10 protein-coding genes are annotated in these 14,031 nt (G+C 48.2%); 2 read left to right on the forward strand and 8 right to left on the reverse strand.

The features are described 5' to 3' along the window. Positions 1-57 precede the first annotated feature (57 nt). Positions 58-927, reverse strand: a complete 870-nt coding sequence (locus I3X05_RS22460) for a helix-turn-helix domain-containing protein (protein WP_193166881.1) — start codon at positions 925-927, stop codon at positions 58-60. A 134-nt stretch (positions 928-1,061) separates the two neighbouring features. On the opposite strand from I3X05_RS22460, the gene I3X05_RS22465 reads away from it, so the two are divergent. Then, a complete protein-coding gene (locus I3X05_RS22465; protein ID WP_337971281.1) occupies positions 1,062-3,863 on the forward strand; it encodes a glycoside hydrolase family 3 protein in 2,802 nt (933 codons plus the stop codon). A gap of 153 nt (positions 3,864-4,016) precedes the next feature. After that, complete coding sequence (locus I3X05_RS22470) at positions 4,017-5,357, forward strand: MATE family efflux transporter (protein WP_337971282.1); 1,341 nt, start codon at positions 4,017-4,019, stop codon at positions 5,355-5,357. Between the two features lie 182 nt (positions 5,358-5,539). Here I3X05_RS22470 and I3X05_RS22475 read toward each other — a convergent pair whose 3' ends face one another. The 7 genes from I3X05_RS22475 to I3X05_RS22505 form a co-directional block, all read right to left on the reverse strand. Beyond that, positions 5,540-7,306 carry an FAD-binding oxidoreductase gene (locus tag I3X05_RS22475; protein ID WP_226972235.1) on the reverse strand — a complete coding sequence of 589 codons (1,767 nt, stop codon included), beginning with the start codon at positions 7,304-7,306 and terminating at the stop codon, positions 5,540-5,542. Positions 7,307-7,322: 16 nt separating this feature from the next. Then, on the reverse strand, positions 7,323-9,086 hold the full coding sequence (locus I3X05_RS22480) for a thiamine pyrophosphate-binding protein (RefSeq protein WP_045569130.1): 1,764 nt from the start codon (positions 9,084-9,086) through the stop codon (positions 7,323-7,325). Beyond that, a complete protein-coding gene (locus I3X05_RS22485) occupies positions 9,076-10,893 on the reverse strand; it encodes a flavin monoamine oxidase family protein (protein ID WP_045569131.1) in 1,818 nt (605 codons plus the stop codon). Before I3X05_RS22485 ends, I3X05_RS22480 begins: the two co-directional genes overlap by 11 nt. Before the next feature lie 133 nt (positions 10,894-11,026). Continuing rightward, the gene (locus tag I3X05_RS22490) at positions 11,027-11,236 is read right to left on the reverse strand and encodes a hypothetical protein (RefSeq protein WP_337971283.1); all 210 of its coding nucleotides are present in this window, start codon (positions 11,234-11,236) and stop codon (positions 11,027-11,029) included. Continuing rightward, positions 11,233-11,985, reverse strand: coding sequence for a phosphatidylinositol-specific phospholipase C domain-containing protein (locus tag I3X05_RS22495; RefSeq protein WP_337971284.1), 753 nt, complete (start codon positions 11,983-11,985; stop codon positions 11,233-11,235). The genes I3X05_RS22490 and I3X05_RS22495 overlap by 4 nt, the downstream gene beginning before the upstream one ends. A 154-nt stretch (positions 11,986-12,139) precedes the next feature. Then, positions 12,140-12,787 (reverse strand): hypothetical protein, encoded by a 648-nt coding sequence (locus I3X05_RS22500; RefSeq protein WP_045569133.1) that lies wholly within the window; start codon positions 12,785-12,787, stop codon positions 12,140-12,142. Positions 12,788-13,105: 318 nt separating this feature from the next. Next, positions 13,106-13,984, reverse strand: a complete 879-nt coding sequence (locus I3X05_RS22505; protein WP_045569134.1) for a LysR family transcriptional regulator — start codon at positions 13,982-13,984, stop codon at positions 13,106-13,108. Positions 13,985-14,031: the final 47 nt, after the last annotated feature.

Genomic DNA, 14,031 nt, shown 5'->3' on the forward strand with positions numbered 1-14,031 from the left:
GTTGCATGAATGCAAACCACTGCCATTCATCACGCCGCTCAACCGAGCGGCTTTTTTTCATTTTTGTTGCGCCACGTATTGGCGTGGGCTTTGACCAAACTTCTGTTTAAAGCGTTTGGAAAAATAGTTGCTGTCACTGAACCCACACTGCTCCGATACTTGCTGAATTGACATACCAGGTTCGTTACTCAAGAGATCGCGCCCGTAATTGAGCTGCATTTCACGCAAATAAAGGTTAGGCGAGGTGTTGAGAAACTGCTTAAACAGCCGCTCGAGTTGTCGCTGGCTGACAAACGCCGCTTGGGCAATTTCTCCGCTGTGAATGCTGCCATCGGCAAAATGCTGCTCAATAAAAATCAGCGCGCGGCTCAGTGCCAGTGTGGTTTTCGGCAGATCGTGCGTTTGCTGCTGATACATACGCGCCAGAGTAATCACCAATTGCTGCATCAAACTGGTGAGCATGGTTTCAAAGCCGCTTTCCCCGTTCTGATACTCACGGTGAATCGCTTCAATCAACTGGGCAATTTGCGGCAGTTGCTCGCCATCGAGCGTGAGCTTGGCGCGATATTCACCGGTTTGGCGAGCAATCGGCTCGACCTTGAACATCGCCTGATAGCCAGAAAGCATTCTCAATGAAGGCGTTTCGAAAAAGGGCGTGCCTGCTTCAAACATCAAATTGATGATGATTAACTGATCGACATCCTGAAAAGCGTGCTCAATATCGCCGTTGATCACAAACACATCCCCAGCAGTGAGCGGATAGACATGAGAAGCAACAAGGTGGTTGCCTTTGCCACTCACCACCAAGAACAGCTCAGAAAAATCGTGTTTATGCAGGCCAAAATCGCTGTGGTGGTGGCCATCAACGTAAGCAAATTTGAAGTGGGGATAGCGAAGATGATGGTGCAACTGATAGGTGATGCTCATGTCGCTATTTTCCTTTTATTTGTCGGTATATTGGTAGAATTGCGCATTTGGCAAGCTTACACTGAAGCTCCATCAATGAGAATGCCGCAGGCAAAAATAAGGCCAAGATAAGGCAAGAAGAGGTTAATAAAGCGATGAGAAATCCAGCGATAGAAAAAGCGCAGCAAGCACTGGTGTCAGTGAGCCGACAAGCCGCGGCAGAAGGCATTGTCCTGCTGAAAAATGATGACCAAGCACTGCCGATTCAGCCATCGCAGGTGCTCTCTTTGTTTGGCCGTTGTCAGATAGATACCTATCGCAGCGGCACGGGTTCTGGCGGCGCGGTGAACGTGCCTTATGCGGTGACTGCATTGCAAGGTTTGCAAGCCAACCCCACTATTCAACTCAATACTTCGTTAGTCGCCCTGTATCAAGATTGGCTAGCCCACCATCCGTTTGATGATGGCGGCGGTGGCTGGGCGGCAGAGCCTTGGTTTCAACATGAAATGCCACTGACCGACGAGGTGGTGGCGCAGGCTGCGTCGCAGTCAGACAAAGCGCTGGTGTTTATTGGCCGCACCGCCGGTGAAGACAAAGATTACGCCGATGAAGCAGGCAGCTACCGCTTAACGGAATTGGAAACGGACATGCTAACCAAAGTATGCCGCCATTTCTCCTGTGTGATCGTGGTGATGAACGTCACCAACATTATCGATATGTCGTGGTTAACTCGCCTTGAAAACCATCACGCGATCAAAGCGGTGCTCTACAGTTGGGCGGCGGGAATGGAAGGCGGTCATGCGCTGGCCGATGTGCTGTCTGGGGCTGTCTCACCCAGTGGCCGTTTGACCGATACCATCGCCAATCGTTTGCAAGATTACCCTTCATCTGCCCATTTTGGCCGCAAAGATTTCAATCTCTATGCGGAAGATATTTACGTTGGCTATCGCTACTTTGAAACCTTTGCCCCAGAAGTAGTGCAGTTTGAATTTGGTGCGGGCTTATCCTACAGCCAATTTGAGCACCGTTTGCTGCAGTGCTCGAGTGACGTGGTCGACGCTGGCGGCGATCTCACCAATGCCAAGTCGCTCTATTTTGAGATTGAAGTGCGCAACATCGGCCAGCAATTTAGCAGCAAAGAAGTGGTGCAGCTGTATGTTGAAGCGCCTCAAGGCCAACTTGGCAAACCGGCCAGAGCGCTGTGTGGATTTGCAAAAACCAGCGAACTAGCGCCAAACGGCAGCGAAGTGGTGCGCATCAGTGTACCGGTGGCTTTGCTGGCGTCGTTTGATGATAGCGGCGCGAGTGGCTACCCAAACAGTTATGTGCTTGAAGCAGGGCAGTATCATTTCTACTTTGGCGGCAGCGTGCGCCAAGCGCAGAAAATCGACGCGACATGGTGGGTTGAGCACACCACCTCACTGGAAACGCTCAGTGAAGCCTGCGCGCCAACCCGTCAGTTTGAGCGTCTTGTGCCTGCCGAGCGCCACGCCAATGGCGTCTATCAACCCCGCTATCAGCCTGTGCCACAGCGTACGGTGGATCTGGCGCAGCGAATTGAAGCCAACTTACCGCCAACCTATGCGTTCACGGGCGATCAAGGCATTAAGCTGGCCGATGTCGCCCAAGGCCGCGCCAGCCTAGAAGCGTTTGTTGCCCAACTCACAGCTGAACAACTGGCCATTCTGGTGCGTGGTGAAGGCATGTGCAGCCCGAAAGTGACGCCGGGTACCGCCGCGGCGTTTGGTGGGGTATGCACTTCACTGTTTGAGTTTGGTATTCCGGTGGCCGCGGCGGCCGATGGCCCATCGGGCATTCGTATGGACAGTGGCCATCAAGCGACCCAAGTGCCGATTGGCACACTGCTCGCATGCACGTGGAACACCGAGCTCAATCAGCAGTTGTATTATTTGCTGGGCCAAGAGTTGCAAGCCTACCAAATCGACACCTTGCTCGGCCCGGGTATCAACATTCATCGCCATCCACTCAATGGCCGTAATTTCGAATATTTTTCGGAAGACCCACTGTTAACCGGTTGGATTGCGGCTGCGCAAACCACAGGCTTAAAACAAGCGGGTGTTTCCGGCACCATCAAACACTTTGCGGCCAACGATCAAGAAACCGCACGAGTGGATGTAGATAGCGTGATGTCGCAGCGCGCGCTGCGTGAAATCCACATCAAGCCGTTTGAAATGGCGGTGAAGTATGGTCAGGCTTCCACCATCATGACTTCCTACAATCCGGTCAACGGCCATTGGGCGGCGTCCAACTACGATCTCAACACCACCATTTTGCGTGGTGAATGGGGTTACACCGGCATCGTGATGACCGACTGGTGGGCGAAAATGAATCACCCCGTGGATGGGGGGGAAGAGAGTAAGCGCTTTACTGGCTATATGCTGCGAGCGCAAAACGATCTCTACATGGTGGTGGAAAACGATGCCGCCGAGCGCAACCCGATGGAAGATGATACGTTGCAGGCGTTAGACCGAGGTGAGTTAACCTTGGGCGAGTTGCAGCGCAGCGCGATGAACATCTGCCGCTTTATTTTGCAAGCGCCAGTTATGAATAGACCGCTGCAGGCGTATCAGGCGGTGAAACCTTTTGCGCCGCTAGCGGACGCATTGCCCGATGCCGCTCTGCTGTTACCGGTAACGCAGCGCATGGTGGTGAACAGCCAAAACCATTGCGAACTCTGGGTGGAAGCAGCGCAAGCAGGGCATTATCTCTGTTTTGCCGAAATGGCCTATGATCGCGAGCCATTGGCGCAATCCTCTTGCAGTGTGAGCATCAACGGTGAATTTGCTATGTCGCTGCCTACCAATGGCACCGAGGGAAAAACCGTTGAAATCGAGGGCATCGCCATCCTTTTACAAGCGGGGATTTATCGAATCGACACCCAATTTGTGAAGAAAGGAGCCGAGCTGAAAACCTTGCGTTTTGAGTGGCAAGCGTAATGCCACTCAACCATAAAATTTGTGTGCCTTTGTGCGCGGTTCCTATACAATAAGGCACACATTTCAAATCATCATTTTTGACTGCTCCGCATCCTTTTTGTGGAGCAGTTTTTGTTTTACTGACAGTGTATTTTCAACCTTAAGGTCAACAACATGGCTAAAACCCAAAATATCAACCAACGCATGTCTATCGTGACGCTCGCGTGGCCGATATTAGTGGAAATTTTGCTACGGACAGCGCTTGGCACTAGCGACGTATTCATGCTTTCTGGTTATTCAGACAAAGCGGTTTCCGCGGTGGGCGTGATCACCCAACTGACATTCTTCCTCATCATTGTCTCTACCTTTGTTAGCAGTGGCACTGGGATCCTGATTGCTCAATACAACGGAGCTGGGCGCGATCAAGATTCCACCCATGTAGGGGTGGCGAGTATTGCGCTTTCCAGCGTCATCGGCGTGATGCTCAGCGTGTTGGCGGTGCTCGGTGCGATGCATTTGCTCCCTTACTACGGCTTGGAAGCTCAGGTGGAACAATACGCGCAAGAATACCTGCTCATCAGCGGGGCGATGACCTTTAACGTCACCATTGGCATTGTGTTCACCACCATTTTGCGCAGCCACGGTTATTCGCGTTCGCCCATGACGGTTAACCTCATCAGCGGCGTGCTCAATATCATCGGTAACTACATTGCGCTCTATCAGCCGTTTGGTTTGCCCGTGTATGGCGTGCAAGGCGTGGCGATTGCAACGGTAGCCAGCCAGGTGATCGGCACAACGATTCTGGGCGTGCTGCTGTGGCGCAGTTCCATCGCCTTGCCGATGCGTTCCCTCGCGCAAGTGCCCAAAGCGGTCTATAAGAAAATCCTCAAAATCGGCGGCATGAACGCAGGGGAAGTGCTTTCGTACAATATGGCGCAAATCACCATCGTCTATTTTGTGGTGCAGATGGGCACTTCGTCTCTTGCGGCGTTTACCTACGCGCAGAACATCGCACGTTTCTCTTTTGCGTTTGCCTTAGCCATTGGCCAAGCAACGCAAATTCAAACCGGTTACTACATTGGTAAAGGCTGGGTAGAGATCATCACCAAACGGGTGCAAATCTACTTTTTGGTTGGCTTTGCCTCTTCGGTCACGGTGGCGAGCATCATCTACGTTATGCGCGATGCGATCTTAACTCTGTTCACTCAGCAGCCGGAGATCCTCTTGTTGGCGGGTTCCCTAGTTATGGGCTCCATTGTGTTGGAAGCGGGGCGTGTGTTTAACCTGATTTTCATCTCGGCGCTCAAAGGGGCAGGAGACATCAAGTTCCCAGTGCAAATGGGCATTTTGAGCATGTGGGGCTTAGGCGTGGTGTTTTCATATCTGCTTGGTATTCACTGGGGCTATGGCGTATTCGGTGCATGGATGGCGATTGCCCTCGACGAGTGGTTCCGTGGTCTTATCATGGCAAGGCGTTGGCGCTCGCAAGTTTGGACGCGTTATAAGCTCAGTTAGCGCATGACATCTAGTCGTAAACATTAAACGGATGCGACGCTTGTGAATATCCGAATTGATATGGCTTTGGTGCCGAGTTGATCCGCAGAGTGATGAGACGTTACTGAATAACCCATGCGAGTCAGATGCAATGACTGCATGGGTTGATTTTTGATGTCAACAATAGTGACTAAGCCGTTGAACTAGATGATCGTTTTTCGGGTTCTATAGTGGTTATAGGCGGTGCCTGGAAGATCGCTATTTTGATTCGATGGTTGGCGATTGTACTTTTGCTTTATATTGATCAACTTTTCATAATGGTCTAAGAAGTAGGTTTTAGTAGGAATCGAGCTGTCTTTGAAGCTAATAAATGCGCCTTTGGTGCCATTAATTTCGCTATCGCGGCAAACTTCCATCCAATCTAAAGCACGATTAACGTAGTTGAAAACGGCATTGTTTTGTCCTAGCGCTTTTTGGTTGAAGCACTCATTCCACCATGTTTGATATTGAATGGTGTACTGTGATGTTGCGTACGGGAATGCCATTCGTTCACTGGCTTTGGCTGAATCTTCGTCGGCATAGAATGGGCCGTTTATCGCACCAAGCGTCACATAACTAAATAGCCCTAACTCTTGATTTTTTTCAAAAAGTAGCGATGAGGTGAGGGATTTTAATAGCTGTGTTCTACCAAGATCCTCAAGCCCTTGCTCGCTCACTACTTTTGAGGTGATTTTATGGGGTGCGGGTTCATCATAGTCAGGTTTAAATGGTTCATGAGCGTCTTTTAAAGAGGTGTTGAGTTTACCACCGAGTGATTTACGTGCCCAATTTCCCATTAAAGAAGGTGAATAAGATTTGGGTGTATCAGTGCCAGTAATGCGGTGCTTGCTGCTGGGAAAATATTTGTTTGTAAATTGACTGAGGGATTGTGGGTCGCCTTCCCAGTAACCATACATGGTACAAGGGTGTTTTAGTCTATTAATCAGTATTTGAGCATTTGTATCTGTCTTGGCAATCGCATCGATTTTTAAATTTGTGCCAACTAAGCCTATTGTGCTGGGGTCATTAATGGCCTTTTCCCAATATGATAGAACTTCGTAGGTCGTTTCCTCGGTTGAATCTGTGTCATCGTCGTTCCAATGAATCTCAAATCGGTGGATTTCGTTAGGGATGACAAAAGCCTTAACTGAAAACTCTAGCACGATACCATAGCTGAATGCCCCGCCACCACGCAGTGCCCAGAGCAAATCGCCGTGAGATTGTTCATTAACCTCTAAGATGCTGCCATTTTCTACAAGCACTTTAGCGCCGATAAGGGATTCGCAGCACATTCCATGGCGGCGTGTCCATGGCCCCCAGCCGCCCCCTTGGATGTAACCAGCTAAACCAACGGTTGCGCAAGTGCCGTGGGGAATGGTGATTGGAGGTGAATGAGCTGCAAGTTTAGGTACTAACTGATAGAAACGATAGCCAGATCCAATGTGAGCAATAAAACCAGACTTTTCATCACCCTCTACGCACAATTTCTTTAACCCACTCAAATCTAGCAATATCACATCGTTGCCTGTGCACTCGCCTTCGTGATCGTGCCCACCCGATCGCACTCGAATGGGTAGGTTTAACGCAATCGCATGTTGGTAAGCCTGGACGACATCATCGTTGCTTTTACACATCACGATCACCGCAGGATAGGCACGTAGACGGGTGTTAAAAATCACTGTCTGAGCGAGATATTTAGTTAGCCCTTCTGTTTCTGAGTCAGGGGTGTGAGTCGAAGTCAGATACTCTATTTTTAGGGCTTGGAGTTGCTCAATAAACGCAGTGAGCAACTGCTGATAGCTGGCCATTAATTGTTCCGCTCTGAGCAGTTGCTCATATGGTGTATTTTGATCTTCGTATCTGACATTTTGCATCATGTTGTTCATGTTGTTCATGTTGTTCATGTTGTTCATGTTGTTCATGTTGTTCATGGTTCATCCTTCATTCTTATTTGTACGTTTGGCAGTGGGCAATTTTTTTTCCTGTCACAGACTCAGCTAATGCTTTAATCGCTGGTGCTAGGTCGTGCTTATTGATTTTGACCTCGACAAGAGTGGGGTGGGTGACGAGCGGACTAATGTGATCAAGTACTTTTTCTAAGCAAGCGACACTTTCTACGGCGAAGTAATCAATTTTGCTTTCACTATTGCTAAAGGCTTTTGCTAGGCTCTCGTAGTGCCATTGTGGTAGTTCATCAAAGGGGGCAAAATCCCCGTTGGGAGTGAACGCACAAATGTCGACAAAGGATTGCTCAATCGCATAAACCCTGTTGCTCATGACAAACACGACACAATTGCATTGATTTCGGGCAAGTGTTGAAAGAGCTTGTGCCATCATCATAAAGCCCCCGTCGCCTGCGATGACGATCGTTTGCCGTTGGCTTGCTAATTTTACCCCAAGTGCACAGCCCGTTTCATGGCCTAACGATCCCCACGCTGCATCACTGATAAAATGATTTTGGCGTATCCCTGTGAGACGAGCGGCCATATAGAGCGAAGAGCTTTCACCGAGGATGAGGTTCGCCTCTTTAATGGTTTTTTTTTGCCGCAAAGCGGCTTGAAATACATCAAAAAAGCGTTCATAGGTTATCAGCTCGTCTTTGTTGGTTATCGTGCAATACTCCTCATGGCAACTATAGTTTTTTTGAAGCGATTGTAGCCATGTGTTGTTAAGTGGTCTGCTTACAAAACGTTCTATGAGCTGATCGATCGTTTCTTCAAGGCTAATGTGAAGATAGGTACTATTCAATCCAACTCGAGCCTCACTCATGTTTACACGAGCAAGCTGAGCACTTTGAGTTGTGAGCATGGTTAAATAGTCATCGGTAAAAATTGCGCCTAGCGCGATTATGGCGTCGGCTTTGTTCACTAAATAAGACGTTTCAGGATTAGACGCTTCTGCGGCATAAGTACCGATAAAGTGGCTTTTCCCAGTGCCTTGAGATTCGTCCAACACAGATTTAGCGAGTGTTGTCGTGGTATAAGGAACGTTCAAAACGTCGAGTAATGTTGCTGCTTTGTCCTCGAGCCCTAATCGAGCCACTTCAATACCAAAGAGAAGTAGCGGATAAGAGGCAACGCGCAAGCGACTTTCGATATCCTCAACGAGTTGTGTTTGCATGTTTAGGTTAACGTTAAGTAGAGGAAACAAAAGGGGAGCGGTCGGCGCAGGCACTTTTTCGCCCCAAACGTTTTGCCAAGCTTCGAGATAAATAGGGCGCTTTTCAGTCATGGCAAGCGTAAGCGCTCGGTCAATTTGACAAGGCGCTTGCGCTTTGTCACTTAAGATCTCCGAGGCGACAGTGACCGATTCAAATACACGTTTATCTGCCTGCAAATCATCCGTAGCATGATGGAATAAAGCGCCTGTTTGGGCGATGACTGCACGGTCATCTAGGGAAGGGCTTGCCGTAATAACGACAATAGGATTTCGTTCCACATAGGCGCCAGCAATGGCATTGAGCACACTGAAGGTACCAACGCCATACTGCACCGAGACAGCACCGATACCCTTGCATCTGGCATAACCATCTGCAGCATAACCTGCGCCTAACTCAGTGAGATCGCCAACAGCGTCTATGCATTCAAACTCATCAAGCGCGGTCATGAATTCTTGCACATAATCGCCAGGCACTTGGAAAACTTTCTCAAGCCCGAGCTCTTTTAGGCGCAGTAGAAGGTAGTCAGCGACACGGACCATTTCAATACTCATGATTGATTCCCTCATACGCAAACTCAGTGACTTCATTTAGGGTATCTGCTAACGCGTTGGGCTGCGACGTTGCAGAGGTTAAACTGCATTTCCCGTTGCCGCAGTCAATCGGTAAGTAGTTGAAATGGGTTTTCTTCCACTCATTGTAGTTTTTATGGGCGACAACCCAGTTTGGGGTCGGCAGGGTGAAGAATTCGGCAAGCGTCGATTCAGCGGTGTTTAAGGCACCTTCGACCCAGCCTTGTTCATAAGAATACGCTTCACCGATGATGTAGATTTTTTGCTCTTTGACTGGGTGACGCATTCGGCAAATTATCTCATCCAAACGATAATTTGCTTTCCACTCGTGCCAACCACCACCGTACGGATCATCTCCCCACTGCTGGTAAATTGCTGAATAGGGCATTTGTAGGTTCTTTTGGTCGTGTAGGGCTTCTACTTGACGATGCGCAGCGATGACCATGTCATGTGTTATCTGGTATTGGTTACGAGGCACAATGTCGCTTTCAGTAAATTCTTCACAACCATAGGCGGGTCTGTATCCGAGGTAAGGCTCGCCCGATTCGAGACCTTTCCAGTACGGGATGGTGCCAATATCGTTGTAAGAGGCCATGAGTAATGAATTTGTGTTGTGTTCGCCGTTAAATTGGTCGCACTCGGTACCCATGTAGTAAGTTTGACGAATTGGTAAGTCAGTGACCGAGCGACCAGCGACTAAACCTAGGCTGCGCCACCAAGGCTGCTCGTATGCCATAAACATCTTAATGGCTTTTTGAATCAGCACAGAAGGCAAGTTTTCTTTGAGCCAAGGATCGTTGAAAAATGGCGATTCGATCAATTCGAGCGAACGCCTTGGCATTGCAAGTATCACTTGCTTAGCTCGTACGGCAAAGTGAGCTCGACAGGCATCTTTGGTGTGACCTTTGTCACACGTTGTGGTCGGCTGGAAAACTAATTCATAAGGGAAAGCTTCTTCGTTATCGATATTGATTGAGACTAAGCGATGATTCATGTTGACCCGCTCGTCTTGAGGTAGGCAACCACACATTGCCTCAAACTGCTCGCAGAGCGTTAAAGGCAGAGCTTGAAAACCATCTTCTAAAGTCAAAAAGGTCGTATCATCGCTGTACTCGGTAGCCGGTAATTGAGTTACAGCACTGGCATTAGCAACGTTTGCATCGTAACCCCCCGCTTCTTTCATAAATAAATAGGCTTCGTTGCTTAGGACTTGTTCGAGTAAGTTCCAAAATCCATACCGCCAGATTTCTTTACCATTAATCTTGACTTTCATTTGTTCGCTGAGAGTCATGTCGGCAAAGCCAGGACAGATTAAGTTCATGACTTTGACTTGCAGATCTTCCGGCCCATAACCTCTCTCTGAGCTAGTCAGCTTGTATGGGATGCGGTCTGGATATTCGGTAAAATCACGAAAACGAAAGTAATGACCACGTAGATAAAAGAGGTTGTTTGCGCTGCCTGCTTTGACGTTTTCTTGGCTGGGGTCGCTTGATTTTGGATAAAGGGGTAAATCAGATCCCATAGGAAAATTTTTTGTTTTAAGGCCCAGTTGGCCAACGAGTGCATCCACCATTAAATGCGATTCAGGAATAAAACGCATTCCTCCCAATTCCGCAACCACATTAGGCAGTCCTGGTAGTTTGCGACTATAAAGCCGGCCACCAATCCGGTTGCTGTATTCAAATAGAGCAATACGTTTGTCGCAGCCTTGGTGCTGTTGTAATCGCCACGCGCTGTAAACGCCAGAAACGCCACCACCGACAATGGCAATATCAAGAGTTGTGTTCATATCAATGCATCCTTTGCGAGTCCATAGACAGATGAGCTATGTATGACGAGAGAATCGCCGCCAATGAAGCCTCAAAGACGGCCGAAAACGGCCATCCCATGTGGAAATAGTGATTTAAAATCAGACATATAATTTATATATAGGAATGGTCTTTGTGGTTGACGATTGGATCGCGCTCATTCGCGTTGTTATTCAAGGCGACACCGGGATTGGTGCTGATAACAAGCTCTGTAACGCTGTTGTCTATATGGCCCAATTCATTATTATAAAAATCCAACACCACGATCCCGAACCTGTTTCCTTTTTTCTTGCCACGTAAGAACTCGGCAAGACCTGGATTCATTTTCGGGCTGATTTTACCGATGCCACCCCCCAAGCGTACTGGTAAGGGGTATGGCCAAGTAAAGAGAAACTAATGCTATTGTAGGTCAGATGCATCACACCATCGTCAGGTGCTGCTATGGCACTGTCAATTGAAGCTTGGACGGCTGCCATTTTCTTCCGTGTGTCGTGTTCTTGATACTGATCTTCTATCGCAAACACTTGGTTTTCTGGCGTTGTTAGCGTGAAGGTTTTATTTTTTTTCCAACCTTTGGACAGGTCTATTCCCATGTTGCCAGGGAAGCGTCTGAGTAGGACGATCTTACTTTGAACTGCTGTCAATGTCGGTATTCGTGACCCTAAATAAAAAAGATGCTGGTACTTTTTCTGAGCGATGTATTCATCAAACTTTACCTGTATATCGTTCCCGTTACCTGTCGCCGCATTCATGAGCATAACGATCGTTTCTGTCGGATTTTCAGAAAGGAATTGCTGGCAATCATCAAGCACATCTGCGAAAGAAATATCGCAGTTGACGATGCCATGGAAAATGCTTAGAGGGTCAAGCTTGGAATCGTTTGCTTTGACACGGATGTCAAGAAAACGAATGCCGTTATTTAGCTGAGTATAAATACCAAAATTTTGCGTTCGGGCAGGGCCAGCAGGTGCTTTCTGTGTACCGGAGTCATGAGTACCAGGCAGAGAAATTTGGTCCAGTGTCAATTGATGATCTAGCGCACTCATCCAGTTACGAGTCTCTACGTAAGTCATATCTTTCTCCAATGTCGATTGTTTATCGAGATGCACCTTTAATGGATGGGCGCTCTCACAAGCAAAAAACTCGCTATTTTTATGGTATGAATTTATGAGCAAATGTGGTCTAACTGCGTTTACCTGCCGTCAAGCCAACTTAGCTTGGGAAACGTTATGGATGTTGGTAACGACCAGTCATGCTTGCGTTGGTATCAGAATTATCCATTTGAAATAAAAACAGCTCGACTTCGGTGTCGGACTCACTGGTTTGCGCTGCGATAGAGCCAGAGCCAACTTTGCGTTTGCCTAGAATATCAACGATGAGCTTGGCGCTGCCGACGATACTACCAACAGGGTTTTCGGAAATAATGTTTTTGACAACACGCAGAGAGTCTTTCACTAAATCTTCGGCGTAGTGCTGGTTTACATTGCCCCACGTTACGCCGAACATCTCCTTTGAACCAATCCACCAATTATTGTTCGATAGAAAGTGGCCTTGTCCTATCACGAAGTCATCGATAGTGTAAGTGATGCCATGAATATAAAGAGATAGCTTGCCACGAACGGCAAAATTGAGCTCTTCAGGTCGTTTGTCATTGAATGTTTTTGCTATACATCCGCCTTCTCTGGTGTTGTCTTGGAACCACTTCGCTACCCCCTTTGAGTTATGACGTCCGGCTTTTACGATAAGGGTTTTTCCCTTGCAGCTAACCCCCTTATATGGTTGGCCGCTGGTGACTTTGTGGTCTGTTTCAACAAAGGATATTTCTGATAGGCCTTCAATGTTGAAGGAAAACTCGTTGTTGTGCAGTTCTGTCATGCGTTTTTTCTCCTAGCTCAACGATATCATTGCAGTTTTATCGGTCGGTTGAATCAATCAACCAGACTGCTTATTTCTGGCTATCAAAAAGTAGTAGGCAAAAATCGGTTATGCAACTTTTTTTATAATAACTTGATGCTTGAAATATTTATTCCTAGTGAGAAGTGTTCATTGCGAAGAGTTGGGAAGGGGATCCTTTGTTAAGCATTCGTTATAGTTACAAGGAGTGATTTCTCTTTTTGAACTTGCGTGAAATGAAGCATGTAGCTTGTCCATATGTTGGCGACCCAAAATTCCTCTGTGGTTAACTGGCGCCGCTCATCCCAGAAGGTTAAACAGCGCTTTTAAGATGGGGAGTTCAACGTGCCTTTTCGCGGTAATGGCATAAAAGCTTTCGGTGACGGTCTCTAACGTCGCGTAGTTTTTCAAAAGACCCGCCTGAATCTCATCTTGCACCACCACTTCCGGGATCACGGCAACGGCGCCTGAGTCCCGCGCCAGAAGTCGCAGCATGGCCATGTCGTCAACCTCGGCATACGGGCGGACAGTGAGTGCGTGTTGTTCACAATAGAGATCAAATTGAGTGCGGATCTCGCTCTCTGGGCCGGGCAAGATCACTTTGGTTTTGTCCAAATCTTGTGGGAAACGCAGGGCGTTCAACGCGCTGGTATTGGGGCCGACAAGGCAGACACCTTGCTGCGCGATTCGTTTGCAGCGCCAAGGGGTAGTGGAGTCGGAGGGAACCGGGCGATTAGACAAAACCAAATCCAATTTATGCACACGAAGCTGCTCCAGCAAATCGTCGAAATTTGATGACTTGAGCGCCAGCGTGACGTTATTTTGCCCAATCACCGGGCGCAGAAAGTTTTCCTGAAAGTTACGAGATAACGTCGCGACGGCGCCAACACGCAGTTGCTGCACTCGGTGCTGCTCACCACTTTCCATCACGGAAAGCAGTTCACTGCCTAAGTTAAAAATACTCTCGGCATACTCAAGCACCAAGTGACCTACATCGGTGAGCAGCAGCGCACGCCCTTGGCGATGAAACAGATCGTGCCCCAGTTGGCCTTCTAACTGTTTGATCTGAGAAGACAAGGCGGATTGGGACACGTTGAGCTTTTGTGCCGCGCGGGTTAAATGCCCCTCTTTGGCGACCGTCCAGAAGTAGTGCAGATGATGAAAATTCAGCGTTCGCATTTTATCGTTCACAATTAAAGAATGGTTTGTGCATATCTATCTATTTT

The sequence above is a fragment of the Vibrio navarrensis genome, from assembly GCF_015767675.1.
In the GTDB taxonomy this organism is placed as follows: domain Bacteria; phylum Pseudomonadota; class Gammaproteobacteria; order Enterobacterales; family Vibrionaceae; genus Vibrio.

Excerpts from the sequence above, each read along its gene's own strand:
- I3X05_RS22505 (WP_045569134.1), bottom strand. The coding sequence starts at position 13,984 with ATGCGAACGCTGAATTTTCATCATCTGCACTACTTCTGGACGGTCGCC.
- I3X05_RS22495 (WP_337971284.1), bottom strand. The coding sequence starts at position 11,985 with ATGACTTACGTAGAGACTCGTAACTGGATGAGTGCGCTAGATCATCAA.
- I3X05_RS22490 (WP_337971283.1), bottom strand. The coding sequence starts at position 11,236 with ATGAATCCAGGTCTTGCCGAGTTCTTACGTGGCAAGAAAAAAGGAAAC.
- I3X05_RS22465 (WP_337971281.1), top strand. The coding sequence starts at position 1,062 with ATGAGAAATCCAGCGATAGAAAAAGCGCAGCAAGCACTGGTGTCAGTG.
- I3X05_RS22475 (WP_226972235.1), bottom strand. The coding sequence starts at position 7,306 with ATGAACAACATGAACAACATGAACAACATGAACAACATGAACAACATG.
- I3X05_RS22470 (WP_337971282.1), top strand. The coding sequence starts at position 4,017 with ATGGCTAAAACCCAAAATATCAACCAACGCATGTCTATCGTGACGCTC.
- I3X05_RS22485 (WP_045569131.1), bottom strand. The coding sequence starts at position 10,893 with ATGAACACAACTCTTGATATTGCCATTGTCGGTGGTGGCGTTTCTGGC.
- I3X05_RS22480 (WP_045569130.1), bottom strand. The coding sequence starts at position 9,086 with ATGAGTATTGAAATGGTCCGTGTCGCTGACTACCTTCTACTGCGCCTA.
- I3X05_RS22500 (WP_045569133.1), bottom strand. The coding sequence starts at position 12,787 with ATGACAGAACTGCACAACAACGAGTTTTCCTTCAACATTGAAGGCCTA.
- I3X05_RS22460 (WP_193166881.1), bottom strand. The coding sequence starts at position 927 with ATGAGCATCACCTATCAGTTGCACCATCATCTTCGCTATCCCCACTTC.